The sequence below is a fragment of the Pseudomonas sp. PDM09 genome, assembly GCF_014852305.1.
In the GTDB taxonomy this organism is placed as follows: domain Bacteria; phylum Pseudomonadota; class Gammaproteobacteria; order Pseudomonadales; family Pseudomonadaceae; genus Aquipseudomonas.
Window position 1 is genome coordinate 751,728 of record NZ_JACVBI010000002.1, and the last position, 20,636, is coordinate 772,363.

The window sequence follows — 20,636 nt, forward strand, 5'->3', positions numbered from 1 at the left end:
AATGCCGGTAAGTTAAGGGCTTGAACACCGCAGCCCCTGTGGGAGCGAGCCTGCTCGCGAAGGCGACGGGTCAGCCAATATTGATGCTGAATGTACCTCCGTCATCGCGAGCAGGCTCACTCCCACAAGTTTGCGCCCTTAACTCATCAAGCCGACTTTGCGCCCTGAAGCAGCGAGCGCGCACGTTTCACCAGCTCGGTTCCCTCCGTTTCGGGCAACTGGTCAAGCAGCGCCGCCAGGGCCTGGCGGTCCTCGGCCGTAGCGTCGTGGTGCCCACACAGCTCGACTAACGCCTGCAGCTCCAGCCACGGTGCTTCCTGGGTGCGCGCCTCCTCAACCGCACGCCGCACCGCAATGCTGCCGGCATCGAGCCGGCCCTGCGTCCGCGCAATCGCTGCCTCCAGCAGCAACAATTGCGGCAGGTACACGCGCTCGCCCAGTTCTTCCCCAACGTGTAGGGCTTCCTGTAGCTCGACTCGCGCGGCGTCGCAATCACCCGCCAGCAGCAACGCCTCGGCGGCGTAGCCGAGTACCTCGCTGGCACCGGAGCGCATGCCGAGTCCGGTGTGTTCTTCGTAGGCCTCGCGGATGCTGCGGTAGCCGTCGCGCGGTGCGCCGTTGCGCGCGTCGGCCCAGCCGTGCCACCAGCGGCAAGCCGTGCGCCCCAGTGCGAGCGAATACTCGTCGACCAATGTCTGCATGTCGTCAGCCAGCGCTGCCACACGCACAGGGTTTCCCATTCGCACTTCGATCAACACCTCCTGCCAGGTGGCGACCAGCCAGGTCATAGGCTGGCGAAGCGTTTGTGCGCGGTCCCGCGCCAGTTGCATATGAGCCCGGCCTTGCTCAACCAGGCCAGAACGCACGAGTTCTATGGCCAGCATGCCGTGCAGCATGACCTGAGGATCGGCCGCAAAGATCTCGTTCGCCCCGATGTCCAGCGGCTCGGCGATTGCGAGTGCGCGCTCCAGCCATCGGCGGGTTGCCTGCGTGTGCCCCTGGAGATGATGCACCTCGCCTTGCACGATGCACGCCACCAGCATGAGCGCTGGATCGTTCGCCTCGGAGGAGAGGGCTTCGGCGCGTTCCGCGACCGCCAGCGCCTGCGTATAGTCGCCGCGCAGACCGAGCAGATAGCCGAATCCGTGCAGCAGGCGACCGCGCATCGGATGCTCGGGTACATCCGTTAGCCGCGTGTACGCGCGTTCGAACGCGTTCCTGGCTTCGCTGCCGACACCGAGCGTATGGAACGCCGACACGCCTTGCAGCGTGGCCAAGGTAATTTCGAGCGTATCGCGCTCCATCCCTTCCGGCGCCTGCCACAGCAGGACCATCGCGCGCTCAGTGAGACCGAAGCACAAGGCTGGGCTGAAGTGCAGCAACGCGGCTTCCGCGGCCTCGGCGTAGTAGTGCAGCGCGATCATCGGCTGCCGGGCCCGGTCGAAGTGCGTCGCCAGCTCCGAGGCAGCAACCGGCACGCCGGCCATGCGCTCGCGTTCGAGCGCAGTGCCAACCTGGCTATGAAGGTGGGTACGCAATGAGCGCGGCGTGCGGTCGTACAGTACCTGGCGGAAGAGGGCATGGCGGAACGAGTAGGGTAGCTCCACCGTCTCTTCAAGTTCGGCGGCTCGCGACCGAGTGAGCCACACCTGCTCGCGCACCAGTTCCTCGCAGGCGTGGGCCACCGAAGCGAGGTCGCGTTCGAGGGCCAGCGAAACCGTCTCGACCCGGAACTCGACTCCGCATACCGCTGCCGCCGAGAGCAGCGCAAGCTGCTCCGGCCCGAGCTTGGTGATGTAGTGATCAATGATGGCCGCAAGGTTCTCGGGAACCGCCATCCCCGCCAGCCGGGCCTCGATGGTGGCGTCGTCGCCCGTTGTGTCCATCACTTCGCTGATGACTGACGAGACGAATAGCGGCACACCGTCGGTGCGCTCGTGCAGGGCACGCACGAAGGTTTCATCGCGGGCCAGAGAGGCTGAGCGCAGCGCGACATAGTCAGCGACCTCGGTTTCCGAGAACGGGTCGAGCACCACTTCCTCGCACAGACGTTGCAGGCGCAGTTCGTGGCGCAACGAGTTGAGCGGATGATCAAGCGCCACCACTTCGGCGACGCGGAAGCTCGCCAGCCACATAAGCCGCGTGCGGCCCCGTCGCCGCGCCACATAGTCGATGAGCTGGACCGTCGCTCGATCGCTCCAATGCAGGTCTTCGGTTACCAGCAACAGCGGCCGCTGCTCAGTGTAGCGGTCCAGCAGTTCGCCCATTTCCCGCAGCATGCGATCCGGACCGATGCCGGCAAGCTCGCGCCGCAACGCGTCTCGCTCTTGCGCGGTGCTCAGCCACGGCAGTTGCAGCAGCCAGGTTGGCGCCACGGCGCGCAGCAGCGTCGGCAGGGCGGGGTCGCTGCGGCACAGATCGGCCAACGCTTCCAGCACCGGCAGGTACGGCTCGCCGGTGCCGTAGTGCTCCACGCAATGGCCACGTGCGCAGGCGATGTCACCAAGGCTGGCGAGGAAGTGTTCGATCAACGTGGTCTTGCCAATCCCCGGCTCTCCGGCAAGCCAGACCACTGCGCGTTGCCCTCCGTAAGCCCGCTCCCACGCGCGCTGCAGTTTTGAAAGTTTGTCGGTGCGACCAATGAATGGCGGCGACGGATACGCACCGGCCGCCGGCACCGTCGCGGATGCCGGCGGCATCGAAGGGGCAGGGGATGGCGCGGCGATGAAGCGATAGCCGCGCCGCGACACAGTCTCAATGAAGCGGGGCTGCCTGGGGTCATCGCCCAGCACCTTGCGCAGATCGCTGATGGCCGTCTTCAGCACTGAATCGCTGACGAACCGATGCCCCCACACGGCATCAAGCAAGGCATCTTTGGTCACCAGCGATCCGGGTTGGCGTGCAAGTGCGCACAGCAGAGTGAAGGGCGTTGGTGCCAACGCCACGGCTTCTCCGTTACGTAACAAGCAGGCGTTGGCTTCGTCGAGCTCGAACTCGACGAAGCAGAGCTGGACTGGGTTCGGATGAGGCTGCGGACGCGCCACGTTGGATTCCTGAAGACTAAAACATAGTTTCTAGCACTGGGCCATTACTCCAATAACAACGCTGATCGGCTCATAAGCCAAGCCTCGCCGGTCGGAAATCGATGCAGACGCTACCCGCTCTCCATCGCAGGACAATTCGATGAGACGTTGCGACTGCGCAAGGCCCCCTGACACCTTCGGCACAGAACATAGGGCCTCATTCCGAGGCGGTAATGATCTTGAAATGGTAATGACGAAAATTTCAATATTGAAATATGTCTCAATTTTACATACCTTGACCTTGCCTGACGATGAGACCGGCGCGTCTCACCACTTCAATCACAACAAGGGCTCGAGATGAACAACAACAAAAAAGCTTCGCAACTGCCTCCCACCGCCGTCGATGTGCTGGTCGTCGGTAACGGCCCGGTAGGGGCGACAATCGCGGCGCTGCTCGGCCGCTATGGAGTAAAGACACTGGTAATGGACAAGACCCATGAGGTCCTGCTAATGCCTCGTGCCATCGCTCTGGACAACGAGGCGCTTCGCATCCTGCAACTCGCCGGATTGTCGGAAGATGCTTTCGAGAAGATCGTTATCCCTGAAGTGAAGATGCATTCCCCGGTCCTCGGGCAATTCAGTCGGGCCAACACCGCCGGGTGCATCGACGGCCACCCCAAACTGGTGACTTTCTATCAACCCGACCTCGAACACGCGATGCGTAAACAGGTTTCTGGGCTGAAGTCAGTGACCAGCCTGGGTGGCTTCGAGCTCGAGAATCTGGTCGAGGAATCGGATTGTGTCGTCGCCTCCGTGCGGGATCAGGACGGCCATCTGCATTTCATTCGCGCCCGATACCTGATCGGTGCGGATGGTGCCAGCTCCAGGGTCAGGGCCTTGATCGGCCAGGAATTCGAAGGACAAACCTATGCAGAGGATTGGCTGATTGTCGATGTAAAAAACCGGCATAAGTCCGCCATTGATCACGTTGAGTTTCTTTGTGATCCACTGCGCCCGACGCCGCACATGCCTGCGCCCGGCGGAAGGGAGCGCTGGGAGTTCATGCTGCACCCAGGCGAATCCCGGGAAGAGCTGGAAAGCCCGGAAAGCATCGCCCGGCTGATTGCGCCATGGATCAATCCGCAGGCGCTGGAAATAGAGCGCAAGGCGGTGTATCGATTCCACGCGCGCTGCTGCAACAGGTTCAGCAAGGGGCGAGTTTTCCTTGTAGGGGATGCAGCCCACATTACTCCCCCCTTTGTCGGGCAAGGTCTCGTAGCGGGGCTTCGAGATGGCGCCAACCTCGCCTGGAAACTGGCCTGGGTCCTTCACGGCCAAGCCGCGCCTTCAGTACTCGATACCTATGACGTAGAGCGCCGCCCCCATGCCCAGGCGATGATCAATCTGGCAAAACTCATGGGCCGTCTGGTGATGCCAAGAAACAAGGTCGCCGCTTTCTTCATCCACGCAATGATGCGCGCGCTGGCGTTGACTCCCGCTTCCAGAAAGTACTTCGAACAACTGGACATCAAACCGAAGAACATCTTCAAAAACGGTCTGTTCATGCGTCATCGTCGTGGCGACAAACTGGTGCGTGGCAGCCTGTTTCCCCAGGCCTGGGTACGCAACACGCAACAGCAGATCCAACTGAGCGACGATGCGCTTGGACACAACCTGACCCTGGTCGGATTCGGTGTCGACCCGTTGTCGCTGCTGAGCGCTGCCGAGGTCTTTTCCTGGATACAGATGGGAGGCCACTTCTTGCAGATCGGAGCCTGCGGTCAGCGCTCCGACAGCGCTTGCGACTTCATCGAAGACCTGAACCATGACATCCTGCCGCTGGCTGCCAAAGGCACGCTCGTCGCGATCCGCCCCGACCGTATCATCATGCACCACGCTCCCGGCGCACAGGCAGGCAGCCTGGTTCGAGACTGCCTGATCCTGATGGGTAGCGCCGATTCCACGGCCGACAACGTTTCCATTACCATAAACGAGCCTCCTCGATTAAGAGCGTGAAGATGCCTTCCCCCATTTTTCCTTCAGAAGCAACTGAGCAAGAGCCTCTCACTCGAGGCCACAAGAAGCGGGAACGCACCCGTCGCGGCCTGGTGGACGCGGCGTTGCGTCTGGTCGCACGCAAGGAAGTGGGGGAGATTGCACTGCTCGATGTCGCCGCGGAGGCCGCGGTATCCAACGGCACCATCTACAACTATTTTCGAACGCGTGACGAAGTTCTCGAGGCGGTTGGCATCGCCATGGCGAGCGAGTTCTCCGATGCCATTTCCGCCCTGAGCTCGGACGTACACTGCGGTGCACAGCGGCTTTCGATTGGCGTGCGCATGTTCATCTGCCGGGCCGCGTACGACCATCAATGGGCTAACGCACTGCTGCGCATCATCCATTCCGATCAGACCATGCGCTCGCGCTTGGCCGCCCATGTGCTGGGCGACTTGCGTGAAGGGCTGCGCGCGGGGACTTTCGCTTATGAGGACGAAGGGATCGCCCTGGACATGGTCGTATCGTGCACCACCGGCGCCATGCGCTCGGTTGTCGAAGGGCGTGCGGTGGCGGAACACGATCTGCAGGTTGCCGAGATGATTCTCAAGGCGCTGGGCGTAACACCTGCCAGAGCCAAGAAAATCGCTGGTAAGCCGCTACCCTAGTCCTGATGTCATCCTCGGCCGGCTAAGCCCGGCCAATCCATTGCCGATAGTTCTTCGCCTGGCGACGAGATTTCAGCTGATTGCCGATCAATGCCATGAGTGGCGACGTCTTGGGTTTTGTCTGTTTGCCTTGGCTCAACAAGCCGAGTTGCTTCTTGACCACCGACGCCACTGCAAGCGACGCCAGCGCCTTATTCTTCCAGCGGACGACGATCGGCTCCACTTCGGTGTCCTGACCTGCCATCCACTGGCTTGGCAGGGCCGGCTCGATTGCCAGCGCAGTGGCAAGCCCCACCATCGACACCGAGCCGCTCACCACTCGCTCCGCGACCTCCTTTCTGCGCACGCCGCCGGTGACCATCAGCGGCATGCGCGCGATTTTTCCTATTTTTTCCGCGCACTCGAGAAAATACGCTTCTCGAGCCAGGCGGCTGCCATCGCGGGTTTGCCCCTGCATCGCCGGGCTTTCGTAGCTGCCACCGGACAACTCGACCAGGTCGACCGCCTTGGCGTTGAGCATTTCCACCACGCGCGCCGCATCCTCGGCATCGAAACCACCGCGTTGAAAGTCCGCGGAATTGAGCTTCACAGCGACGCAAAAGATCGGTGCCACTCGCCGGCGTATTGCATCGATAGTTTGCAGGAGAATTTGTGCACGATTTTCCAGGCCGCCGCCCCAGCGGTCGCTACGCCGGTTGGTCAAGGGGGAGAGGAATTGGCTGAACAGGTAACCATGCGCTGCATGAATCTCCACGCCGGTGAATCCGGCACGCTCAGCCAGCACTGCGGCCCGGGTATAGCGCTCAATCAGCTCTTCGATCTCCTGCTCATTCAAGGCTCTGGGCGGCACAAAGGCCTTTGATAGTCCGGGAATGTCGACAGCCACCGCGGAGGGGCCCCGTGCCGATTGCCCCATGGAGGCCAATAGCTGCCGTCCGGGATGATTGATTTGCATCCAGGCCTGGGCTCCGCGACTGCGGCAAGCATCGGCCCATAGCCTGAACTGGCCCAGGTTCCGATCGTCCTCAAGCACTACACCAGCGGGTCCGGTCAAGGCGTGGCGGTCAACCATGACGTTGCCAGTGATGATCAGGCCGGCCCCACCGTCCGCCCAACGCCGGTAGAGCTTAACCAGCGCATCCCCTGGAGCGTGATCCTCATTGGCAAGATTCTCCTCCATGGCAGCCTTGGCGATTCGGTTGGGAATCACCGTGCCGTTAGGCAAACGAAGCGGTTTGAAGAGCTTTGAGCTGGTCATGTTCTGTCCTTCAGCTGATGAGAATTCGGCCAGCCATCGCTAAGGGTCATACCGTTTGAGCACCGTCTGCACAGTGCTTGCTCAGGTTGTTGAGCTCCTGGTTTGCATCGAGGGGCCGGTTTGATGACCTGCCGGGACGGCGAGCCAGAAACACGACATAGCTGAACACGCGTGTTCAGTTGTGTCAATGTGTAGAGCCCTTCAACGATCCTGCCATATCCAATCGATCTACCGGTTTTTTGCGCCATAGAAAGGATCTCATTGAGAAAAACGTATTTAATTCAAAAAACGTTGTTGACGTAAACTGAACACAAGTGTTCAATCAGGCCATAAGGTAATCCTGGAGAGAGAACCGTGGAATCCCTGAATCCAACACAGCGCCGTATTCATCAAGCCGCCTTTCGCCTGTTCGCTGAAAGAGGCACCTCACAAGTGAACATTCTTGATCTCGCACAAGAGGCAGGCGTGGCGCGCGGAACGGTCTATAGCAACATCGACAACATGGAAAGCCTGTTCGAGGCGGTCGCCAGCCATCTCGCCAAGGAGATGCATGAGCGTGTCAACAAGAGCTTCAACTCCCTCACTGATCCGGCTCAGCGCCTTGCCAATGGCATTCGATTGTTCATTCGTCGAGCGCACGAAGACTCTCAGTGGGGGGCGTTCATCCATAAATTCGCCATGAGCAATGCTTCGTTGCGCGAAATGTTCAGCAGCCAAGCGACGACCGATCTTCTGAGCGGACTGTCCAGTGGGCGGTACACGTTTGAAAAGGGGCAATTGCTCTCGGTAATGACGCTGATATCGAGCAGTGTCCTGGGCTCGATTTTCCTGGTGCTGGAAGGCCACAGGACGTGGCGCGAATCGGGCTCTGACACGGCCGAGCTGGTGCTGCGGGCATTGGGTGTCCCGCCTGAAGAGGCTAGAGCGCTGGCGACCAGCGAGTTGCCAGCACTGCCTTCCCTCGACTGATTCATTAACCGAGTCAACCAGACACCCCTGGATTTTCAGGGGTGCGGGGACGGCTTTACCCTGAAAACCCGGAAAACAAGAACAATGACCCACAAAAATGAAATGCCCCGGTTAGCGACACCACAACCTGCCCGGCATCCGCAACCGACAGTGAAGGCCCAGGATCTGACGCACCTGATCTTTCAACGGCCGGACTTGAACGAGGCGGCGCGGTTCCTGACCGACTTCGGCCTGTCGGTAAGTCAGCAGGACGCCGATACGCTTTACCTGCGCGCCACCGTCCCCACTGCATATTGTTACCGTGTCCATCGTGCAGAACATGCACGTTTTGTCGGGTTCGGACTGGCAGTCCAGTCGCTCAAGGATCTGGAAAAACTGACGCGCATCCCAGGCGCGTCATTGGTAGAAAAATCAGAACATCCTGGTGGTGGGTATTGCGTCAAACTCACCGATCCTTCCGGATTCATCGTGGAAGCTGTTTGCGACCAGACGGCAGGTATAACGCTGGGACACAGAGCTCCTCTTTCCTGGAATCTGGCGCAGGAGCAACCGCGAATCAACGCCACGCAGCGCCCGCCGATCGCTCCGGCTGAAGTCCTCAAACTGGGCCACATCGTCATCGAAGTGGCCGACTACCAGGCGACCTGTGCCTGGTATACGAAGCATTTCGGGTTGATTCCCAGCGATGTGCAGGTACTCCCCGATGGCACACCTATTGTCACCTTTATGCGCCTTGACCTTGGTGACACTCCTGCGGATCACCATACGCTCGCGATAGCGCAAGGGTTCATGGCGACCTATAGCCATAGCGCCTATGAGGTCGTCGATGCAGACGCTGTGGGCATGGGGCAGCGCGTCCTGCGCGAGCGCGGTTGGGTGCACTCATGGGGCATCGGCCGACACATTCTGGGCAGTCAGATCTTCGATTACTGGCAAGACCCTTGGGGCGATAAGCACGAGCATTACTGCGACGGGGATATTTTCACGGCTGCACAGCCTACGGGCATTCATCCCGTGAGCCCCGAGGCAATGGCGCAGTGGGGGCAGCGCATGCCCAAGCGTTTTACAAAACCGAAGATGAGCCTGGCCAATCTGCGTGCGCTGTTGCGCAACCTGCGACGCAGTCCGGACTTGAGCATTCGCAAGTTGATAACACTCATGCGGATGTTCGGGTAGAGCTGCCGCCATGTCGGGCAATGCAACCAGGTATGGCCGTCGGGATGTGCTCAAAGCCGGCGCGTTGATCGCCGGCGGCTCGTTGGTCTACAGCGTTGCCAGCCCCCTCTCAGAACAACACCACAGTTCTCGCGCCGCCGAGCGCGAGACAAACGCCGCTCCAGGAGTACCTTCAATGTCTGCTGTACACGTAGTCCGCTTCGAATTTCAGAACGGTATCCACTGGGGCGTGCTACGCCAGGGCCGTATCACGGTTGTCCCCGGCGCTTTTGAAACCACCGGTGATTTCATTCGCGAAAACAGTATCGACGACCTCGCTCAAATAACAGGTACGGAGCTTGCGGAGGGCGAAGTGAAACTGCTGTCGCCGGTGACCCGTAACCAGCAGTTCGTCTGCCAGGGCGCCAATTACCGTCAGCACATGATCGAGTCGGGCATGGACCCGGATGTGAAGAAATTCAACATGATCTTCACCAAGGCGACGAGTTGCCTGGTGGGGGCTGACAGCGACCTGATCAAGCCACGGACCGTGCGCTTCCTCGACTACGAGATCGAACTGGGGCTGGTGATGAAACGCGCGATCAACGGCGCTGTTGTTGTCACCGACGCCAATCTGCATGAGTTCATTGCAGGCGTCGTCATCGTCAACGACTACTCGGCTCGTGACATTCAGATTCCTCAGATGCAGTTCTACAAGGGCAAGAGCTTCCGCACTTTCGGTCCGGTCGGCCCGTACCTCTGCCTTCTGGATGCCACGAACATTCGTTACCTCAAAGAGCTGCAACTGCGCCTGACGGTCAACGACCAGGTGCGACAGAACGACAGCACGGCCAACCTGGTTTACGGCCCCGCTGAAACCCTTACCGAACTTTCCGCCCTGCAAGATTTCGCCGCTGGAGACCTGATCGCCACCGGTACGCCTGCTGGCTGTGCGCTCACGGTACCTTCGCCTGGCAAACAGCGTATTGCGGCCCTGATGCCAGAAGCCACCAAATGGAAGCTTTTCCTCAAGGCACAGGAAGGTCGGACGCAATATCTCAAGCCAGGTGACGTGGTTGAGGCGCGCATTCGCAGCGCCGATGGTGTGATCGACCTCGGCGTGCAACGCAACCGAGTCGTGGAGGAAGCCTGATGGTTGTGCAGACCCTGAGTGACATCGAAAGCCTCGAACAAGCCCCCCTGTCGGAACGTGGCCTGGCATCCAGCACTTATGAAGCGCTGCGACAGGCAGCCCGGTGCTCCCCCCAGGCACCGGCGCTTAGCTTCTTCGCCGATGCCGCCGATTTCAAGCGCACCTACAAATGGAACTACTCCCAGCTCTTCGCGGATATCACCCGCGCGGCGAATGCTTTCCATGACCTGGGTATAAAACCGGGCGAGGTGCTTGCCTTTATCTTGCCCAATCTGCCGGAAACCCATTTCACGATATGGGGCGGGGAGGCGGCGGGCATCGTCATGGCAATCAATCCGCTGCTCGAGGCCAAGCAGATAGCTGGCTTGCTGGATGCTGCGAAGGCATCCGTGGTAGTGACGCTCGCGCCAACGGCGGGCAGCGATCTGTGGCCAAAACTGGCTTCGCAACTGGATCAGTTGCCCACGGTCAGGTCTGTCGTGTGGGTCAGCATGGAGCCCTATGTCGCCGAACCCGTGCGTGGGGCTCTGAAAGCAGCGGCACTGAAGGAACGAGGCTTGCATCGAGATATCGCGATCCACGATTGGCAATCGCTGATGAGTACTCAGCCGCACACACACCTGAAGAGCGGTCGGCAAATCCGCCGCGATGAGTGCTCCTCCTACATCTGTACGGGCGGCACCACCGGGCTCCCCAAGATCGCCGCGCGTAGCCATGGCTCTGAAGTGTTCAATGCATGGGCCGTAGCCGCTCATTTGCAGCCACGCAGTGGTGGCCAGGTTATCTTTTGTGGCCTGCCGCTGTTTCATGTCAATGGACAACTGGTGACGGGGCTGGTGCCTTGGACTCAGGGCGACCATGTGATCCTCGGCACGCCTCATGGCTATCGTGGCGAGGGGGTGATCCCACGATTCTGGGAGATGGTCGAGCACTTCGGTATCAACCTCTTTTCCGGCGTGCCAACTGTCTATGCCGCACTTCTGCAAAATGAATGGCAGGGCTGCGACCTGTCCAGTCTTCGCTATGCAATGTGTGGCGCCGCACCCATGCCGGCTGAGCTTTTCCGGGAATTCGAGCGCCGGACCGGGGTAAAGATCCTTGAAGGTTACGGTCTGACGGAGGGCACCTGCGTTTCCTCAATCAATCCGCCCCATGGCGAGCGCCGTATCGGCTCCATCGGGCTGCGGATTGCCTACCAGAATATGCGCGCGGTCGTGCTCGATGATTCTGGAGAGTACCTGCGCGACGCCAATGTGGATGAGATCGGCCTCATCACGATCAGTGGCCCGAATGTCTTCGAGGGCTATCTGGAGGAGCGTCATAACCAGGGCCTTTGGATCGATATCGAAGGTCAGCGCTGGCTGAATACGGGCGATTTGGGCCGTCAGGATGCACAGGGGTACTTCTGGCTGACCGGACGCAAGAAGGAGTTGATCATTCGCGGCGGCCACAACATTGATCCCAAGCAAATCGAGGAGGCTCTGCAGGCGCATCCCGCTGTCGCCTTGGCCGCTGCAATCGGCAGCCCCAATGCCTACTCGGGCGAGGTGCCAGTCGCCTACGTTCAACTGCGTCCCGGGCAAGTTTGCAACGCCGAAGAACTTGAGGCATTCGCTCATCTCAATATCAGCGAGCGGGCAGCAGTCCCCAAGCGCATTGAAATTCTCGAGGCGTTGCCACTGACTGCCGTGGGCAAGATATTCAAGCCCGCTTTGCAACAGCGGGAGATTGCCAAAGTAGTCCAGGAAGAAGTGGAACGCCTGGGGCTTTCGAATATTGCTGTTGAGGTCGTGCAGGACAATCGCCGTGGGCATGTCGCCTGCATCCGGGCCGGAACTGCCCAGGAAGTCCTGGCTCCGCTTTTGGGGCGTTATAGCTTTCAAACCGAGTGGCTTAATTGAGTCTCTGATTCGCATCTGTAATCGCGGCAGTCGTGCCCTGGTGTTGTTCAGTCAGGGCCTTTTACACAACTTCGATCAATTCCAGCCGGCACTGAAAAGTGCACAGGAAGGCGAAGCCTTGCCTGCGTGCAATCAATAAAAACAATAAACAAGAGGTGGACAATGAAACTGAATAGCCGTGTGATGCCGTGTCTCTCTGCTCTGCGAAAGTATGCTGTCTGGATTAAGGTCACCAGTGCCATGGCCCTGCTCAGCGCCTCTTCTATTGCAGGTGCCAATGGCATTGCGCTAAACGAACAAAGTGCAAGCAGTGCGGGAACTGCTTATGCAGGAAGGTCGTCTTCCGCGCTGGACGCCAGCACCATCTATGGAAATCCTGCTGGCCTGACCAAGTTGAAGCGCAGTGAAATTTCCGGCGGTGCCGCGATCGTTTCGGTGAGCGACGACATCAGTGATGCGCAGAGCAGTGCCCCAGGCACGAATGAGGGGGACTCGGTACCTTTGGGGGCCGTTCCTTTCGCCTATATGTCGACACCGCTTGATGAGCGTCTTTCGGTGGGGCTGGGCCTCTATGCCCCGAGTGGTCTGATCAATGATTACGAGGGCTCTTTTCAGGGTCGCTACCATGGCTCCTACAGCACGACCAAGGAGATAACGCTGCAGCCTACCATTGCCTATCGAATCAATGATTACGTGTCTATTGGGGGTGGACCGACCCTGAACCGTTTCAATGCAAAGCTTCAGAATTACATGGCAACCGGCGCCCTGAACAACGGCCAGGACACACTGGTTACCATCAAAGGCGATGACACGGCGATTGGCTACAACGTCGGACTCTTGGTCGACTTTAATGAGGCAACCCGTTGGGGGATTACCTATCACTCGAAGGTGAACTATCAGCTCAAAGGGCACACTGAGGTTTCCGGCTCCCCGAGCGTTATCCCGCTGGACGGAAAGTATGACACCCAGATAGATCTTACGATGCCCGAATCAGTGGATACGTCCATCACCCATCGATTCAATAGTCGCTGGACCGGATACCTGGGGACCACCTGGACACGCTGGAGCCGGATTCAGAAGATCGAAGCAATCAACAGCGGTGTTTCCGCCATGGGCCAGGCTGCTGGCCTGGGGCGTGTGGCCGAAGAGATGAACTGGCACGACACCTGGTCCACCGCGGTTGGCGCATCTTATCAATTGAACCCGCAATGGCTGATACGCGCAGGCTATGCCTATGATCAGACGCCCGTTGGGAATGCCGACCGCAGCGTGCGCGTTCCGGTCGGGAATCGCCAGGCCGTGACCTTGGGCGGCGCTTATTCGCCGACTGCCGATCTGACGTTAGACTTTGCGTATGGCTATCTCTGGGATTCAAAAGCCTCAGTACAGCATTCGAACAACTCCGGACTTCAACCGGAATACAGTGCCAACTACAAAAATAGTGCGAATGGAATTTCAGTGCAGGCAACCTATCGGTACTGATCGACACGACTCCATTTTTGCAAGTCTTGCACCTTTAATCGAAAAGCAACTATCCCGACGGGGCGTGATGCAGTTCTGCCTGTCAGTCAGCACCCATTGCCGCGACTACTTTTGCGGCAGTGGGTGGGTTTTGCTCAGCCACCAGCAGCAATGACTGCGGCACAGGGCTTTGCGGGTGCTGCGGTTCCTGCAAGCCGGCCAGCCGAAAACCGGCCATGTCCAGAGCATTGAGCCAACTGGACAGCGTTCGCAAGTACCACGGCATGGGTTGCCACTGCCCCTTGAACCCAGCGAAGGTCTCCTCCCGCCAACCATCTTGATAGTCGCCCGCCGCCGCGGTCCACGGATGCAGCGTCTGGATCACCAGCGTGCCACCAGGGACGAGCAGGGCGTTCATGGCCGTGAGCAGGGGAATGATGTCCTGGTGCAACAGGGCGAAGTTGGCGCAGATCAGGTCGTAGTTGCTGCCAATGTCTACCTTCGCCTCCACCAACTCTTCATAGCTCGCCAAATGCACCCGCGAAGAGCCCGCCGCCCGCGCTGCCTCGACCAGCGCTGCATCGCCATCCACACCAACCGCCTGGATGGCGCGGTCAGCCAGGGCACGCAACAGCCAGCCCTCGCCGCAGCCCAGGTCGAGCACGTGCTCGGGTTGGCGGCCGAGTACCGCCAGCAGGATGGCCTGGTCGGTGACTTTCAGGCGACTTTCAATGGTGCCGGTACGGATGGCCTCGATCCAGGATTGGGCGTTGTGGTGCCAGCTCTGGAGGAGGGTGGATTCGAGGGCGGGCATTTCGATGTCCGGAGTCATGGGTTAGATGGAAGGATAGGACAAGTGCTGGCAGGTCGCAGAAGCGTTGTCGCGAACCACTTGGAAGCCATCAACCATTGTCCCGTTACCCGAACCTCTGCCATCATTCACGAACTCACACGCCGAGCAGGAAATATGAACCGTCGTAAAAAAATACAGCAGTTATTAAAGGCTCACGCAAAAAAGGCCAGCGCCAAATTGGCACCGCCCAGTAAGTCTAAATACATCAGTAAAGCTGACCGATTGAAACTGGCTGCTGAACCCAGTCTGGACTCGATCATTTCCCCTGAGAGCTGATCCAGGTATTTTTTTGGGTCGATACGTGTGCGGTAGGTCGGGGCGAGATGGTCCTGGTCGCATAAATTTGAAATGCATGGCGTGACTCGACAGAATCGCGCCCCGATCCGGCCAAAGGTTTCGGACGTTCGTGGTGAAAAGGGGCTGCTGTTGAACGAACACACATTGTCCATGCGCCTGGAACGCGTCGCGGCGCATGTACCAGCAGATGCGCGCCTGGCCGATATCGGCTCGGATCACGGCTATCTGCCGGTGGCGTTGATGCGCCGTGGCGCCATCGCGGCGGCGGTGGCTGGGGAGGTGGCATTGACGCCATTGCGCTCGGCCGAACGCACTGTGCGCGAGAACGGCCTGGACCAGCGGATTACCGTGCGCCTGGCCAATGGCTTGGCGGCGATCGAGCCAGAAGACGAGATCACGGCGATCAGCATCTGTGGCATGGGCGGCGAGACGATCCGCGACATCCTCGACAACGGCAAGGCACGCCTGAGTGGCCGTGAGCGACTGATCCTGCAGCCCAACGGTGGCGAGCAGCCATTGCGCCAATGGCTGATGGAGAATGGCTACCGTATCCTCTGCGAGGAAGTGCTGCGGGAAAATCGCTTCTATTACGAGATCATCGTCGCTGAGCGCGTCGGGCCGGTGCTGTATACCCCTGAGGAGCTGTACTTCGGCCCACTGCAGATGCAGGCACGCAGCCCGGCGTTCCTGATCAAGTGGCAGCGCATTCTGCGCCACAAGCAACAGACGCTGACCAGCTTCGCCCGGGCTCGGCAGGTCGTGCCCGAGGAAAAGGTGCAAGACATCGCCCGGCAAGCCCGGTGGATCACCGAGCTGCTGGCTTGAACACGCTCCAGCGGCTGTACGTTAAGTCGCCTATCGAGGGATTCACGGAAAAAATGGTCTGCCCTGCAATTATCTTGGGAGCGTCTGGTTCGGGACTACGCTAAAGCTAGCTGATCCTCGATCAATTGTGACCTGTTCGCGCTGCGTCCGTCCCTGGAGCGCCAATGCCACCTATCACCACGCGCCTGTTGGCGCTGTTTGTGCTTTGCCTGACGCTTGAAGTGCCAGCCCAGACCAACGCTTGCCCAGCTGGCGAAAAAGAAGTGTGCCTGAACGGCTGCATCTGCCTGCCAGACCTGGAGCCGATGCTCGGCTCCCTGCCTGATGACGTCCACCAGATCGCGGCACCTGCCCTGGCGCTATGGTTGACCCAAGCCCGCGCTGATGCAGCCAGCGCCGGCATCCAACCCATTCCACCGCACATCCGCGAGCAACTGCTGCGCTGGTACGACCCCAGCGTCCTCGATACCGCGCGCTACAAAGTCAGCGACGACGGTCAATTCAACGCTGCCACTGCCATGCTGCAAAACCCCGATGTCGGAGCCGTGACACTGATCGACATCATCCTTTTCCGGGACGCTCAAACCGCTGAACAGAACATCGCGCTCTGGGCTCACGAGTTAAAGCATGTGCAGCAGTATCAGGAATGGGGGGTAGAAGGATTTGCCCAGCGCTATACACAGGATTTCAACGCTGTAGAGGCGCCGGCTTATGCCATACAGGCTGAGGTCAGGCGGTCGTTGCGCGAAGGGCTTATTGAAAAATAGCGACCTGTCACCGAGGGGAGTTATCGGTGCGGGCCAAAGCTGGACTCGCGTTTGGTTGTCATCTGCGGCAGCAGAACCTCAGGTTTCTCATACCGGATGCCGAGAGCCAGCCAGGTGGTACTCATAGAAAACGCTCTTGAAATTACTGAGGGCGGAGCAGGTGAGCATTACTGTCGATGATGGTTTGGATGATTTCCACCGAGCCATTAATGGCGAATTGCGCACCCATGCATACCAGAAGGAAACCCATCAGCCGTGATATGGCATCAATGCCTGACTGTCCCATTATTCTCATGATTAGCCCTGAGCCAAGCAGGCATACCCAAAGGATAAGAGCGGTAAACAGGAAGATTAACGGAGGGGCTACTAATAAGACCCAGGCAGGAAACAACGTACTGTGTTTGATAGTGGCAGCGGAACTTATGATCATCGCAATGGTGCCAGGTCCGGCCGTACTGGGCATGGCCAGCGGGATGAACGCAAAGTTCGGTTGTTCGGTTGCGCCGTTGCTGGAAGCAGAGGGCTGAAGAGGCGGTGGAAACAGCATCTTCAAGCCCATGATGATGAGAATTCCGCCACCGGCCATACGCAAGCCCGGTATGGAGATATTAAACGCATCCATAACAAACGCGCCTACGTAGTAAGTGAACGTCATGATCAGAAAGACATAGAATGACGTCAGAAAAGCCTGTGACTTTTTTTCCTTGTGACTCAGCCCCTTACTCAAGGCGAGAAACAGCGCAACTGTGGTGGGGGGGTTAGTCAATGGCAGCAGCGCCAGTAACCCAAGTCCGATTGCATTGAACAGATCTGTCATGTCGAACTCAAGTCCTGTTGTTCGAGGCCACGTTTGTCGGCGAACGTTGTTAGCGTGAAGTTTTGACCTTCAGCACTTCGGTATAAATGGCATCGACCGTCTGACCCACTTGGAGTTTTTTCATTCTTTCCTGAAGCTTCGGATCTTCGACTTTCAGGACAGTCGCTTTTCCCTCCGGCGGAAGCAAGGTCACCTCATGCTGTTTCAGGTCAATGCGAGTGATCTTGGACGTGACCTTGACCTGGCGAACCGCTTCACCTCCGGGATTGGGATTGTCCTTGGTGGCGCGGATGGACATGGATTCATTAGTGACGCCCGATGCACCGCCAACATCGGTATCAAGCTTATAAGCGACCGAGCGAATCACATGAATATCGACCGTGTCGCCGACTTTCAAATTGTGCAGGTTTTTGGCCTGGTCGGTGAGTTGGATAGGCACTGGACTCTTGTCGCGACCTTCGATGGTGACCTGGTAGTTGGCGGGATCAACGGCCAGTACGCGTGAAACGATGTGACCTTCCATGGCACTGCTGCCCAACGGTATATCGGCGGCATGGGCCGTCAGGCAGGCGGTTGAGAGGAGTGAGGCGAGGGCAACGGCGCGGATTGGTTTCATGGGTCTGCTTTTCCATAGATGGTTGACAGAACGAATCCAGGGATCGCTAGAGCCTTGCTCTGGACAATCGCTTCGATATCCGAGAGTGGACCGATTACCGCGGTTTTTCCAGTATGGCGGGCAAAATCGCAGTCGGCTTGGGACCTGCGAATCATTGCCGTGGGCGAATTACGATACTGGCGTTCCTGCGCGATGGAGCATGCGCTATTGTTCAGATATCGTGCATGTCCCACTCATCTCCTGATACCCAGCGGACCGCAGAAAGCTTTCCGTTGAGCATGCCGATGTGCCCGCGAGAGGTCGACTGGCTCACCGGCATTGCCCCACAAGCCCTCAAACCTGAAATGGCTTTTAGATTTCTGTGCCTGTATCTCGTCTCAAAAATCATCGATTTTTTGAAATCACATCACCCATATATTGATTTAAATCGCGCAGATCTTTAATCCTCCATGAGTATGGCGATAGCTTTACACCATTCTCTCGCAAAGTTTTTGGAATCAAGTCCCCATTTGGACGAAGTATTATCGATGATACAATTACGCCCGGATAATCATTTAATCGTTTTTTGAAAGCGAATGTTGTTAGATCGGGTGTAGGGGGATTGCTTTTATTAGCCAGTGGTCCTGTTGCTTTGAGATCTATTCCGTGGCACATGGTGCATCGCTGTAAATAGAGATTTTTTCCATTAACACTATCCGCGAAGGATAGTGATGTTTGAATTAGCGATAAAATTCCTAGCGAAGCGATAAATAATATTTTCATTGTTTTTATCTTCCTTGATGGGATCAGCGTCGACTGGACGCGATTTTGTGCGCGGGAAAGATATCAGCCATCGTGTTGGCACACACATCATTTCTGATTCCCATTGAATCAACTCGTTTTCCAGGCGCATCCCGGTGACCGCTTGCCCCCATAGGACTAATGCAGCGTTGCAGGGAGGCATGGGACATACTGCTAGCATTGAGTGTCAGAGAGCCTATAAGAGCACTGATGATGCAGATGATTAAAGTAGGAACAAGCGGTTTGAATCAGCTCCGTGCGTCTTTGAGCCAAGCTGGATTGCCCTACGATGATGTGAGCGATCCCGGGCGGCAGTTCTACCGATTCGACGTGGATGGGAAATTGGTTGCGTATGGAGGGTTGGAGGGTAGTGGCCCTGATCTCCTGCTGCGCTCTATGGTCGTTTGCGAGGAGCATCGTGGAGCGGGACTGGGTACAGCGGTATTGTCGGAACTGGAACAATACGCGGTCTCCCGAGGCGCAGCCCGACTGCATTTGTTGACCCAAAGCGCTGTTAATTTTTTCACGGCCAACGGGTACGAACTGCTTGATAGGGGTAAAGCGCCTGTCGCAATTACCCAGACAGCTCAGTTCAAGCATTTGTGCCCTTCGTCAGCAAGCTACCTGCGGAAAACTTTAAGCAGATCCCCTCTGCAATGAGTGAGCCATCGAAACGCTTCTGGGTCATTGCTAGTGTTGGTAACCAACGCCCGCTTCTGGGCCGAAAGCTGCCTATCGATCACAGTCAAGGCACCCTACGCATCATTTGTTGATCGGAACGTGGTGTGTCGGAAGGGTAGGGTTGCGGAAATAGCTGAAAAGATGCGGAAACGATCCGGAAATGGTGCTACAGAAATAGCGTACTGCAGAAACGACAAAGCCCTGAAAAATCAGGGCTTTGTCGGTACAAATATGGCGGAGGCGATGGGATTCGAACTCATGGATCTGTTGCAGTCGACGGTTTTCAAGTCCGATAGATAAAGCCGTTAAAACTGCGGCTTTGAGGTGGTTTTACGTTCCATAACCGACAGATTACCGCTTGGCTACAGACCGCATTCTACAAGGGGGGCACTTCGAGTTATGGAACGCATTTTCAGGCTATTTTTTTGAGGGCTGTGCGATGGCTCCGACGCGGCGATACACCCGCTCGGTGATATCGCCCTTCGTGTGCCCCAGGAGCAAGCTCGCTTCGCCGATATCTTTGATCTCCGATGCCGCTTTGGGTCTGATATCTCGAAACTGAAACTCTGCAATTCGACCCGCCAAGAGTGCGTCGCCATCTTCAATAGCCACTTGCTTCGCCTTTTCCCTCGCCTCATCCCACCGCTTGCGCAACATCGTAGCGGTCATCCTTTTTCCCCTTTTTTGCTCACGATCAGATAACTGGAAACGTGCTGAGCGTTTCGCGCCGCGATCTGTGCCACCAACAGGCCCAAACTATTGGCCGCGCCATTGATCGTCATCTGAATCCGAAGCTTCTTACTGGTTTTGTTTTGCTGAACCATCAGGAATCCTCCCTCGATGTCATCTTTGCGCATCACCAGCACATCTGCTGGCCGCTGGCCGGTCAAGTAGGCCAGGTCCATAGCGTCTTTCAGTTCTTGCCCTGCTTTCTGGTACACCGCATTCCACACCACGTCATTTGCGTAATAGTCGCGCGGCGTTTCTTTGTTTTTGCGGACACCTTGGCAGGGGTTTTCCTTGTTGGTTAGCCCCCACTCACGAGCCATGTTGAAAACATGGGACACGGCCGGCAGCGGGTTGGGGTCAATGATGGCCGGCGAGATCATGCCCAGTTTCATGCGGGCGTACTGTCGACCCACCAGCGGGCGCTTACCTCGGCTCTCGACATAGAGCCACTTGCGATCATCGAGCCAGCGCCGCTGAGGGGCCCTGGCCTTGTAGCCGGTGATATCGGCGAGCTCTTCGTCCGATAGGATTTCGGATTGCATGCTGTGCTCCATGCCGCGTGCAGCGGCAGAAGGTGGTTATTGGGTCAGGCTGCTTTTCGCAATGATTGGGCAGCGAGCCGCGATGGTTCATGGGGGCTTACAAGCTGTACGTGTGGAATCTGCGAGCAGGGCTGCGTCGAGCTCAT

General features: G+C 58.1%; 17 protein-coding genes and 2 pseudogenes. 11 read left to right on the plus strand and 8 right to left on the minus strand.

Translation table 11 applies throughout. From position 1 onward, the window contains the following. Positions 1–146 precede the first annotated feature (146 nt). Entirely contained in the window at positions 147–3,044 is a 2,898-nt protein-coding gene (locus IB250_RS08120; RefSeq protein WP_192343702.1) for an AAA family ATPase, read from the minus strand. A 336-nt stretch (positions 3,045–3,380) separates the two neighbouring features. Here IB250_RS08120 and IB250_RS08125 point away from each other — a divergent pair, with 336 nt between their 5' ends. Both IB250_RS08125 and IB250_RS08130 read left to right on the plus strand, forming a co-directional pair. Then, on the plus strand, positions 3,381–5,039 hold the full coding sequence (locus tag IB250_RS08125; protein ID WP_192343703.1) for a bifunctional 3-(3-hydroxy-phenyl)propionate/3-hydroxycinnamic acid hydroxylase: 1,659 nt from the start codon (positions 3,381–3,383) through the stop codon (positions 5,037–5,039). Positions 5,040–5,041: 2 nt separating this feature from the next. Beyond that, positions 5,042–5,686 carry a TetR/AcrR family transcriptional regulator gene (locus tag IB250_RS08130; RefSeq protein ID WP_192343704.1) on the plus strand — a complete coding sequence of 215 codons (645 nt, stop codon included), beginning with the start codon at positions 5,042–5,044 and terminating at the stop codon, positions 5,684–5,686. Positions 5,687–5,708: 22 nt separating this feature from the next. Here the strand turns inward: IB250_RS08130 and IB250_RS08135 are convergent, their stop codons facing one another. Continuing rightward, positions 5,709–6,944, minus strand: a complete 1,236-nt coding sequence (locus IB250_RS08135) for an NADH:flavin oxidoreductase/NADH oxidase family protein (protein WP_192343705.1) — start codon at positions 6,942–6,944, stop codon at positions 5,709–5,711. Positions 6,945–7,298: 354 nt separating this feature from the next. On the opposite strand from IB250_RS08135, the gene IB250_RS08140 reads away from it, so the two are divergent. From IB250_RS08140 to IB250_RS08160, 5 genes are all read left to right on the plus strand, one after another. Then, positions 7,299–7,913 (plus strand): TetR/AcrR family transcriptional regulator, encoded by a 615-nt coding sequence (locus tag IB250_RS08140; RefSeq protein ID WP_192343706.1) that lies wholly within the window; start codon positions 7,299–7,301, stop codon positions 7,911–7,913. An 84-nt stretch (positions 7,914–7,997) separates the two neighbouring features. Continuing rightward, positions 7,998–9,089, plus strand: a complete 1,092-nt coding sequence (locus tag IB250_RS08145) for a VOC family protein (protein WP_123495068.1) — start codon at positions 7,998–8,000, stop codon at positions 9,087–9,089. Positions 9,090–9,264: 175 nt separating this feature from the next. Then, the gene (locus tag IB250_RS08150) at positions 9,265–10,221 is read left to right on the plus strand and encodes a fumarylacetoacetate hydrolase family protein (RefSeq protein WP_192343707.1); all 957 of its coding nucleotides are present in this window, start codon (positions 9,265–9,267) and stop codon (positions 10,219–10,221) included. Next, a complete protein-coding gene (locus IB250_RS08155; RefSeq protein ID WP_192343708.1) occupies positions 10,221–12,122 on the plus strand; it encodes an acyl-CoA synthetase in 1,902 nt (633 codons plus the stop codon). Before IB250_RS08150 ends, IB250_RS08155 begins: the two co-directional genes overlap by 1 nt. Before the next feature lie 162 nt (positions 12,123–12,284). Further along, the gene (locus IB250_RS08160) at positions 12,285–13,604 is read left to right on the plus strand and encodes an outer membrane protein transport protein (RefSeq protein ID WP_192343709.1); all 1,320 of its coding nucleotides are present in this window, start codon (positions 12,285–12,287) and stop codon (positions 13,602–13,604) included. A gap of 82 nt (positions 13,605–13,686) precedes the next feature. Here the strand turns inward: IB250_RS08160 and IB250_RS08165 are convergent, their stop codons facing one another. Continuing rightward, positions 13,687–14,397, minus strand: coding sequence for a class I SAM-dependent methyltransferase (locus IB250_RS08165; protein WP_192343710.1), 711 nt, complete (start codon positions 14,395–14,397; stop codon positions 13,687–13,689). A 153-nt stretch (positions 14,398–14,550) separates the two neighbouring features. Between IB250_RS08165 and IB250_RS08170 the strand changes: the two genes are divergently transcribed. The 3 genes from IB250_RS08170 (at position 14,551) to IB250_RS08180 (ending at position 16,325) form a co-directional block, all read left to right on the plus strand. Then, positions 14,551–14,712: a DUF2986 domain-containing protein gene (locus IB250_RS08170; protein ID WP_192343711.1), complete on the plus strand. Its 162-nt coding sequence runs from the start codon at positions 14,551–14,553 to the stop codon at positions 14,710–14,712. 150 nt (positions 14,713–14,862) lie between these two features. Further along, complete coding sequence (locus IB250_RS08175) at positions 14,863–15,558, plus strand: tRNA (adenine(22)-N(1))-methyltransferase (RefSeq protein WP_306419134.1); 696 nt, start codon at positions 14,863–14,865, stop codon at positions 15,556–15,558. 164 nt (positions 15,559–15,722) lie between these two features. Next, on the plus strand, positions 15,723–16,325 hold the full coding sequence (locus tag IB250_RS08180; protein ID WP_192343712.1) for a DUF4157 domain-containing protein: 603 nt from the start codon (positions 15,723–15,725) through the stop codon (positions 16,323–16,325). Between the two features lie 142 nt (positions 16,326–16,467). Here the strand turns inward: IB250_RS08180 and IB250_RS08185 are convergent, their stop codons facing one another. From IB250_RS08185 to IB250_RS08195, 3 genes are all read right to left on the minus strand, one after another. Next, positions 16,468–17,142 (minus strand): MarC family NAAT transporter, encoded by a 675-nt coding sequence (locus tag IB250_RS08185; RefSeq protein ID WP_192343713.1) that lies wholly within the window; start codon positions 17,140–17,142, stop codon positions 16,468–16,470. Positions 17,143–17,191: 49 nt separating this feature from the next. After that, the gene (locus IB250_RS08190; RefSeq protein WP_192343714.1) at positions 17,192–17,758 is read right to left on the minus strand and encodes a hypothetical protein; all 567 of its coding nucleotides are present in this window, start codon (positions 17,756–17,758) and stop codon (positions 17,192–17,194) included. A gap of 384 nt (positions 17,759–18,142) precedes the next feature. Then, on the minus strand, positions 18,143–18,520 hold the full coding sequence (locus IB250_RS08195) for a c-type cytochrome (protein WP_192343715.1): 378 nt from the start codon (positions 18,518–18,520) through the stop codon (positions 18,143–18,145). Between the two features lie 237 nt (positions 18,521–18,757). Here IB250_RS08195 and arsN2 point away from each other — a divergent pair, with 237 nt between their 5' ends. Then, positions 18,758–19,198 (plus strand): arsenic resistance N-acetyltransferase ArsN2, encoded by a 441-nt coding sequence (gene arsN2 / locus IB250_RS08200; protein ID WP_225603381.1) that lies wholly within the window; start codon positions 18,758–18,760, stop codon positions 19,196–19,198. Positions 19,199–19,636: 438 nt separating this feature from the next. Here the strand turns inward: arsN2 and IB250_RS08205 are convergent. Both IB250_RS08205 and IB250_RS08210 read right to left on the minus strand, forming a co-directional pair. Beyond that, a pseudogene (locus IB250_RS08205) lies at positions 19,637–20,286 on the minus strand (tyrosine-type recombinase/integrase); the annotation flags it as partial. Then, positions 20,287–20,490, minus strand: a pseudogene (locus IB250_RS08210) (DUF4224 domain-containing protein); the annotation flags it as partial. Positions 20,491–20,636 lie beyond the last annotated feature (146 nt).